The 6,720-nt window shown below is 73.2% G+C and carries 5 protein-coding genes; 2 read left to right on the forward strand and 3 right to left on the reverse strand.

Translation table 11 applies throughout. The features are described 5' to 3' along the window. Nucleotides 1-1,108 (reverse strand): histidine kinase (locus AB0O00_RS25910; protein ID WP_363655610.1); only part of this gene is annotated, 1,108 nt, incomplete at its 3' end. Then, nucleotides 1,105-1,758, reverse strand: coding sequence for a response regulator transcription factor (locus tag AB0O00_RS25915; RefSeq protein ID WP_363655617.1), 654 nt, complete (start codon nt 1,756-1,758; stop codon nt 1,105-1,107). The genes AB0O00_RS25910 and AB0O00_RS25915, both read right to left, overlap by 4 nt. Before the next feature lie 340 nt (nt 1,759-2,098). On the opposite strand from AB0O00_RS25915, the gene AB0O00_RS25920 reads away from it, so the two are divergent. Together AB0O00_RS25920 and AB0O00_RS25925 are read left to right on the forward strand one after the other, a co-directional pair. Continuing rightward, nucleotides 2,099-3,928, forward strand: a complete 1,830-nt coding sequence (locus AB0O00_RS25920; RefSeq protein WP_363655612.1) for a phosphatidylglycerol lysyltransferase domain-containing protein — start codon at nt 2,099-2,101, stop codon at nt 3,926-3,928. A gap of 238 nt (nt 3,929-4,166) precedes the next feature. Continuing rightward, a complete protein-coding gene (locus tag AB0O00_RS25925; RefSeq protein ID WP_363655614.1) occupies nt 4,167-4,928 on the forward strand; it encodes a hypothetical protein in 762 nt (253 codons plus the stop codon). 77 nt (nt 4,929-5,005) lie between these two features. Here the strand turns inward: AB0O00_RS25925 and AB0O00_RS25930 are convergent. Further along, nucleotides 5,006-6,720, reverse strand: a 1,715-nt coding sequence (locus AB0O00_RS25930) for a SpoIIE family protein phosphatase (protein WP_363655615.1), incomplete at its 5' end; no start/stop codon positions are given.

Raw genomic sequence — 6,720 nt, forward strand, 5'->3', positions numbered from 1 at the left:
GGGCGGTGGCCGCGCCGGGCGCCGGCACCGGGAGCATCCGCAGCGCGTCGTGCCGGGCCACGAAGAGCCGCACGGCCTCCTCGAAGAGCTCGGGGCGCCGGGCCGGGCGCACCGGCGGGGGATCGTTGCGCACCTCGACCCGCAGCCGTCGGCCCTTGGCCCGCACCTTCACGTGCACGGCGGCGTCCGGGGCGTACTTGGTGATGTTGGTGAGCGCCTCCTGGACGGTCCGGTAGGCGGCCCGCTCGACCGCCTCGGGCCACGGGCGGTCGCCGGGGGCCAGCTCGGAGTCGGCGGCCAGTCCGCTCTCCTCGATCAGCCGGGGCAGGTCGGCGAGCCGGGGCTGCGGGGCGAGCGGGGTGTTCGGGCGCGGGTCGCCGGTGCGCAGGACGCCGACCATCTGGCGCAGCTCGTCGAGGGTGCGCACGGAGAGCTCGCGGATGGTGAGGGCGGTGGCCGCCGCGGCCGGGTCGGCGGTGCTCACCTGGAGGGCGCCGGCCTGGATGCTGATCAGGCTGACCTGGTGCGAGACGACGTCGTGCATCTCGCGGGCGAGCCGGCCGCGCTCGCTGATCAGGACGCGCTCGGCGAGGAGCCTGCTCTCCCGTTCCTGGCCGCGGGTCAGCTCCTCGACCCGGGTCGCCAGCTCCCGGCGGGTGCGGGCGAGCAGGCCGGTGGCGGCGGGGCCGGCGGCGAGCATGATCGACTGGATGCCGTAGAGCGCGGTGTCGCGGCTCAGCCAGACGGTCTGGTCGGAGATCGGCCAGTGGAAGAACTCGACGAGCGTGAAGAGGGTGCCGAGCGGGACGACCAGGCGCGGGTTGGGGCGCTCGGCCGCGAGCGTGTAGACGGCCGTGATCGGGGCCAGCCAGATGTCGGCGACGTAGCTGCCGGGCATGGTGAGCAGCAGGACGGCGACCGGGAAGCGGCGGCGCCAGAGCAGCGTCACCGCGGCCAGCACCGAAAGCGCGACCTGCCACCACGGGGCGTCCCGGGCGACCAGGGCGGCGTCCATCAGGGAGTACAGCGCGGGCAGCAGCAGCATCAGCCAGGGCGCGGTGCACCAGGCGGGCAGCCGTCGGGACGGCAGCTGGTCGGCGGCGGTCATGCCCCGTCGCCGGGCTTCGGCCGGACCAGCCCGGCCCGGTGGGCGAGGACGGCGGCCTGGACGCGGTTCGCGGCGCCGAGCTTGCCGAGGATCGCGCTGATGTGGTCCTTGACGGTGCCGGTGCCGAGGAACAGCCGGTCGGCGATCTCCGCGTTGGACAGGCCCTCGCCGAGCAGCGCCAGGACGTCCAGCTCCCGGCCGGTGAGGGTGCGGGTGAGGGCGGAGGCCTCGGCGTCCGGGCCGCCACCGTCCACGTAGCCGCCGATCACGGTGCGGGTGACGGTCGGGGAGAGGATGTTGCCGCCGGCCGCGAGGACCCGGACGGCGTGCACCAGCTGCTCGGGGGCGGTGTCCTTGAGGAGGAAGCCGGAGGCGCCGGCCCGCAGCGCGGTGCCGATGTACTCGTCGGTGTCGAAGGTCGTGAGCATCGCCACCGCCGGGGGGTCGGGCAGGGCGCGGACGCGGCGCAGAACCGAGATGCCGTCGAGGTCGGGCATCCGGATGTCCAGGAGGACGACGTGCGGACGCAGCCGCTGGACGTGGTCCTCGGCCTGGCCGCCGGAGCAGTCGCCGACCACCTCCAGGTCGTGGGCGGAACCGACGATGAGGCCGAGGCCGGAGCGGACCAGGATCTCGTCGTCCACGATCAGCACGCGGGTGGTGGTGATGGTGCCTCCTCGGGTCGGGCGGCCGGGTGGGGGGCGGGCCGCACGGGTCGATGTCGAGGGTAGGGGTAGCCGGGGCGGGCCGCCGAACGGGTGGCGGGTCCCAACCCCCGCCGTTCGGCGGGGGGTGGAATCCGCTACCCGGTTCACGCGATTCTCACGTGCGGTGGGGAACCATGTTGGTGGCTGCCCTTTCGTCAGCCCGCCTCCCGGTGTGAAGGCCGGCGGGCCCCGGGCCGCCGGTCAGTCCGTCGGGCCCGTGCGGGCGCCCGGCGCCGGGCCGTGTGCGGATGCGCCCCACCATCTGATCGTTTGGAATTGAGCTGTGTCGTCCACTGTGAAGTCGGAGCCGTCCGCCACGTCCACCGGGCCCCGGCCCGTCGGCCCGCTCGACCGCTGGCGCCCGAGGGCCGCCGCGGCCTCCGTCTGGTACCTGCGGCTGCTGGCGCTGCTCAACGTCACCACCGTGCTGTGGGCGGCGTGGGGCAACCAGGTCGCCGAGCACAACGAGGGTGAGTACTTCACCCCGTACCTGATGACCTCGGGCCTGGCGAGCGCGGTGCTGTCGGTGTTCCTGGCCGTCGCGATGCGGCGGCGCAAGCGGGCCGCGTGGATCTTCAACGCGGCGCTGGCCGGGATGTTCGCGGTGCTCTACCTGCTGGCCATGGTGCTGCCCGACGAGCGCTTCAACCGGCACCCGCTGAACTACATCTCCACCGTGCTGACCTGCCTGTTCGTGCTGGCGCTGCTGGTCGGGCGCAAGGAGTTCATCTCCAAGGGCGACCAGTCCAACCCGAAGACCGCCGCCGCGACCTTCGTCGGCGGACTGCTGTTCGGCGGCGGGGTGGGCGCGCTGCTGGTGTGGATGACCAACGAGCTGAACGGCGCCGGCTTCTGGGACCTGTTCCGCTACTCGGTCGGCCGGATGATCACCATCACCCCGTCCGAGCACCTGCGCTCCGTGATCAACGCGCCGACCTGGGTGAACGCGGTGATCAACGCGATGGGCGCGGTGCTGTTCCTGCTCGTCCTGTACGTCGCCTTCCGCAGCCCGCGCGGCAAGGAGCTGCTGAACCCCGAGGACGAGGCCAAGCTGCGGACGCTGCTGGACAAGCAGGGCGAGCGCGACTCGCTCGGCTACTTCGCGCTGCGCCGGGACAAGGCCGTGATCTTCTCCCCCAGCGGCAAGGCGGCGGTCACCTACCGGGTGATCGGCGGGGTGTCGCTCGCCTCGGGCGACCCGATCGGCGACCCGGAGGCCTGGCCGGGCGCGATCGACGCCTGGCTGGCCGAGGCCCGCGAGCACGCCTGGGCACCGGCCGTCATGGGCGCCTCCGAGGAGGCCGGCGTGATCTACGCCCGGCACGGCCTGGACGCGCTGGAGCTGGGCGACGAGGCGATCGTCGAGCTGGACGAGTTCTCGCTGGAGGGCCGGGCCATGCGGGTCGTCCGGCAGGCGTACAACCGGGTCAAGCGGGCCGGGTACACCGTGCGGATCCGCCGCCACGAGGACATCTCCGAGGCGGAGATGGAGCAGCTGGTGGCCAAGGCCGACGAGTGGCGCGACGGCGCGACCGAGCGCGGCTTCTCGATGGCGCTCGGCCGGCTGGGCGACCCGGCCGACGGCCGCTGCGTGATGCTGGAGTGCCACGACGGGGACGGCGAGCTGAAGGCGCTGCTGAGCTTCGTCCCGTGGGGCCCGGACGGGCTCTCGCTGGACCTGATGCGCCGGGCCAGGGACACCGAGAACGGCCTGGTCGAGTTCATGGTGATCGAACTGCTGCAGCGCGCCGACGAGGTGGGGCTCAAGCGCGTTTCGTTGAACTTCGCGATGTTCCGTTCCGTTTTCGAGCGCGGTTCGCGCCTGGGCGCCGGCCCGGTGCTGCGGCTGTGGCGCTCGGTGCTCGGTTTCTTCTCGCGCTGGTGGCAGATCGAGTCGCTGTACCGCGCGAACGCCAAGTACCGGCCGATCTGGGAGCCGCGTTACCTGCTCTTCGAGAAGAGCAGCGAGATTCCGCGCATCGGCATCGCGAGCGCGCGGGCCGAGGGCTTCATCGTCGCGCCGAGCATGCCCGCCCTCTTCCGGCGCCGGCACTCCGGGGCCGCCGTGGTGGCGCCCCGGGTGCCCGTGGGTGCGCCGCAGGGCAAGGGCTAGCCCTCCGCCGGGGGGCGGAGGGGGGCCTCGGGGGGACTCCCGGGACGGCCGGATGGGGGTGCCCTAGGGGCGATCCCCTCCCCCCTGAGGATGACCCTCATCCCCATCCATGCCGATGTGGATTTGTTAAGAGGCTTCTAATGTTGAGGTAGCTGAGAAAAGACTTAACGGTTCGGGGATTCGGGAGAGGACGGCTGTGATTCACAGGACCCACGCGGGGGGCGTGCGAAAGGGGCCGATGGCGACAGCCAGAGCGGCCGCTGTCGCCGAGTGGGGGACGTTGTTCGGGACGGTCCGGGACCAGGTGGCGCACAAGAAGTTCGCCGCCGTTCCGCTGGCCACCACGGCGACGTTTCTGATCCTCCTGTTCAGCATCGTGCAGCACCTGCCCGGCGGCGAGCGCTTCGTCAACCACATCGGTGTGGTGCGGGCCGCCCTGCCGCTGGACGTCTCGCTGCTGCGCACCCCGTTGTCGCTGTACGTCCCGGCGCTGGACCTGCCGGTCTGGGGGGCGCTGGCCCAGGTCTTCCTGGTCTTCGGCATCGCCGAGATCGTGCTCGGCCGGCGGATGACGCTGGTGGTGGCCTACACCTGCACCCTGGCGGGCACGCTGTTCGCCCGGGTCGGCGTGGCGATCGGGCCGGACCACCTGTTCGGCTTCCCGAAGTGGGTCGCCTACGTGCGGGACACCGGGCCGTCGGCCGCGGTGGTGGCGCTGGCGATCTGCATCGCGTTCCGCTGCCGGGCCTGGTTCACCGCCGGGCTGGTCGTGGTCCTGATGGTCGGCGAGGCGGTCGTCCTGCCGAACCTGGCCGGTCTCGAGCACGTCGTCGCGGTGGTCACCGCGCTGCTGATCGCCGTCTCGGTCGAGGTGTTCGGCGACTTCTGGCCGCGGGTGCTGGCCGGGGTCGGGGCCGCCACCTCGGTCGCCACGGCGGCTTCCCGCGAGGTCGCGGTGGAGGCCCGGCGGCGGACCTCGGGGGGCGCGGCGATCCCGTAACGACGGGCACGGCCGAACGACGACGGCCGGGTACCGGGCAGCGCGCCCGGTACCCGGCCGTTCGGCCTTTCCGGGCTTCAGGCCTTCCGGGGCCCGTGGGGCAGCGGGAGCTCGAACCAGACGACCTTGCCGACGGCCTTGCGGGCGGTGCCCCAGCGCTCGGCGAGCTTGGTCACCAGGGTGAGGCCGCGGCCGGTCTCGCCGAGCTGCTCGGCGGGCTCCAGCGAGGGCAGGTTGTGGTTGTCGTCGCTGACCTCGACCAGGAGCTTGTCCACCCGGATCAGCTGCAGCTGGACCCGGTCCCTGGCCACCCGGACGGCGTTCGTGACCAGCTCGCTGACCAGCAGCTCGGTGGTGTCGCTGAGCGCCTCCAGGTGCCAGGCGGCCAGCTGCTCGCGGACCAGGGCGCGGGCCCGGCGGACCTCGCGGTGGTCGACGGTGAGGTCCCAGGTGGCCACCTCGGACGGGGCGACGCCGTCGAAGCGGGCCACCAGGAGGGCGACGTCGTCCTTGCGGTCGTCCGAGTGCAGGCGCTGGAGCACCACGTCGCAGGCCTGCTCGGGGCTCTGCCGCGGGTCGATCAGGTTGCCGCACAGCGCGGCCAGGCCGGCTCCTATGTCGCCGCCCCTGACCTCGACCAGGCCGTCGGTGCACAGCACCAGCATCGAGCCGTCCGACACGTCGATGGTCTTGGCGACGAACGGCACCCCGCCGACCCCGATCGGCGCGCCGGCCGGGATCTCCAGCAGCTCGCCGCTGCCGTCCGGGTGCACCAGGACCGGCGGGACGTGCCCGGCGCTGGCCAGTTCGCAGGTCCGGTTGATCGGGTCGTAGACCGCGTACAGGCAGGTGGCGAGGTGGTCGTCGCCGAGCTTGTGGGCCAGGTTGTCGAGGTGGCGCAGCAGCTGGCCGGGCGGCAGGTCGAGCGCGGCGAGGGTCTGCATCGCGGTGCGGAAGCGGCCCATCGCGGCGGCCGAGTGCAGGCCGTGGCCCATCACGTCGCCGACCACCAGGGCGACCCGGCTGCCGGGCAGCTGGATCGCGTCGAACCAGTCGCCGCCGACCTCGGCCTTCGGGTCGCCGGGCAGGTAGCGGTGGGCGATCTGCACGCCGGGGATCTGCGGCGGGCGGGTCGGGATCATCGAGCGCTGCAGGGTGGTGGCGACCCGGGACTCGGCGCGGTGCAGCCGGGCGTTGTCGAGCGAGAGGGCGGCGCGGACGGCCAGTTCCTTGAGGGTCGCGGCGTCGCTCTCGTCGAAGGGGTCGCGGTCCGGCAGCCGGAGCAGCTTGAGGATGCCGAGCACGGTGCCCCGGGCGGAGAGCGGGACGACCAGCATCGAGCGGCCGGAGACCACCGGGGCCAGCCGGGCGCCGCCGAGCGCGATGGCGTAGTCGACCGCGACGTCGTCGCTGACCACCGGGACCAGGACCGGCTGGTTCAGCTGGAGGGCCATCCCGGGCGGGGTGCGGCGGGGCATGCTGACCAGCGAGCCCTCGGACAGGACGTGGTCCCAGGCGCCGCCGGTCTCGTTGTAGACCAGGGCGACCCGGCGGAGCATGGTGTCGTCGTCCGGACGGGCGGCGGGCAGCTCGGAGTCGGAGATCAGCCCGTCCACGAGGTCGACGCAGGCGAAGTCGGCGACCCGGGGGACCAGCACCTGGCAGAGCTCGTGGGCGGTGAAGCCGAGGTCCAGGGTGGTGCCGACCTTGCCGCCGACCTCGTTCAGCAGGGCCAGCTGCTCGCCGGCGTGGCCGTTGGTCAGGAACGGGCCGAGGCGTCCGCCGGCCGGCG

Source organism: Kitasatospora sp. NPDC093558, assembly GCF_040683475.1.
In the GTDB taxonomy this organism is placed as follows: Bacteria; Actinomycetota; Actinomycetes; order Streptomycetales; family Streptomycetaceae; genus Kitasatospora.